Source organism: Bacillus sp. LR--39 (assembly GCF_053613335.1).
In genome coordinates this window covers 1-1,830 of record NZ_JBSIOT010000075.1, presented here as the reverse complement: position 1 = coordinate 1,830, position 1,830 = coordinate 1, and the positions used below count along the sequence as shown (strand labels likewise).

The window sequence follows — 1,830 nt, the reverse complement described above, 5'->3', positions numbered from 1 at the left end:
CACCATTGACCAGCTGTTAGACGCACCTTTAGAATCCGTCACGTACGCCGCGGAAGATCTTGGCATTCAAGTTGGCATGAGCGGCAGAGAAGCGCTTTTAAAAATGGTGAAATTAAATAAATTGGCTCCGGCTATTACTATGTCCCCTCTTACAAGCATACATTGTGATATGTAAGGGGGGATTTTCTTGCCAAGATATCGCGGCCCTTTTCGCAAGAGAGGACCTTTGCCTTTCCGTTACGTGATGCTCCTGTCCGTTGTCTTTTTTATCCTGTCAACAACGGTCAGCCTTTGGATGATCAATGGCTCGATCAAACCTGTTTTAATGGACATCGGCGAGATGGAAACGAAGCGTATAGCGACAGAGGTGATCCAGGATTCGATTGAGGACTATATGTCTGACAGTGAAAATATGAAAGATATGTTTCAAATGAATTCTGATGAAAACGGAAACTTAACGACAATCGATTTTAATACACAGGTTGTAAACAGTGTGAAAACAAAAGTGACAAAGCAGCTTCAGGCTCATTTGAAAGAGATGGAAACCCATACCGGACACAGCGGCGCCAGTGAAAACATTATGATCAACATTCCGCTGGGACAGGTAACCGGCAACAGCCTTCTTGGAAACCTCGGGCCGAAAATCCCGGTCCGGTTCAATTTAATCGGTGACGCTTTTACAGATGTCAAAACCAAAATCAAGCCGTATGGCATAAATAACGCACTTATTGATATCAGCATCTTTGTCGAAATTAAAGTGAAGGTCATCATTCCATTTGCCAGCAAAACCGCTGTCGTCACAAATAATGTTCCTGTATCGATTAAAGCAGTGCAGGGCGAAGTGCCGCAGTTTTATAATGGAAGCGGCGGCTCGGGTGTCACGCCTTCTGTCCAGCTTCCGAGCAGCAAAGAAGACGGTGCCGATTCAGAAAAAAGCAGCAAATAAGCCGCCTGTTGAAGAGGCGGCTTTTTGTTACTTCTTTTTTTGGTATTCATATCGCTCCCACGCCCTCAAATGCGGGTATGGATCAAATGACCATTCGGTTCTTCCGTTATCTTTGTACATGCCATAGTGCAGATGCGGCGGGAACTTCCCGGCGGTTCCCGGCGGGCCGTATCCGGAGCTGCCGACTGATCCGATCACTTGGCCAGGCTCAACGATTTGTCCTGTTTTAATCCCTTTGGCAAACCCATTGAGATGGGCAAAATAATGATACGTATTGTTAATGTCCCTGATGCCGATTCTCCATCCTCCGAAGCGGTTCCAGCCCTTCATTTCAACTACGCCGTAACATGTGGATTTGACAGGAAGGCCGTAATGGGCAAAGATATCCGTGCCTTCATGAATCCGCCTTCCACCGAAGCCGCGGGCATCTCCCCACGTGCTTCGGTAGCTGTAATCGGTTCTGATCGGAAGCGGGAATGCATGCTCGCCCAGATCAATATGGCCGTAGGCTTTAAACAGCTTCATGAATTCAGATATAATCCCCACTGTCTGATCACGCCGGTAATAATTCCAAAGCCCGATCCGGATGTTGTCTTCATCTGTGCCATACGACAGTAAGTATTGGCTGAACGTATACAAGATATCTTCATCGTTGCTGACCTCGGCTTTCCCGTCTCCATCGCCATCCATTCCGATTCCGTCAAACACTTTAATGCTTAAGGGCGCATCGTCTTTCGGATTCGGGTTTTCAGGCCCGCTCCAGATATCATCGGGTATATAGATGCTGATGATTCCCGCCTTGTCAGGCAGATCTTTCCGGTTGCTCCGCACGTTTTCTTCGTATTGATCAACAGCGGCGAGCGCATACCAAGGGATCTGCGTCA

2 protein-coding genes and 1 pseudogene are annotated in these 1,830 nt (G+C 47.5%); 2 read left to right on the top strand and 1 reads right to left on the bottom strand.

The window, feature by feature from the left end; translation table 11 throughout:
• Positions 1–112, top strand: a pseudogene (locus tag ACWHAR_RS20410) (DUF1805 domain-containing protein); the annotation flags it as partial.
• 75 nt (positions 113–187) lie between these two features.
• On the top strand, positions 188–946 hold the full coding sequence (gene yunB, locus ACWHAR_RS20405; RefSeq protein WP_017696727.1) for a sporulation protein YunB: 759 nt from the start codon (positions 188–190) through the stop codon (positions 944–946).
• 27 nt (positions 947–973) lie between these two features.
• On the opposite strand, the gene lytH is transcribed toward yunB, so the two are convergent.
• Positions 974–1,830 (bottom strand): L-Ala--D-Glu endopeptidase (lytH, locus tag ACWHAR_RS20400; RefSeq protein WP_452087651.1); only part of this gene is annotated, 857 nt, incomplete at its 5' end.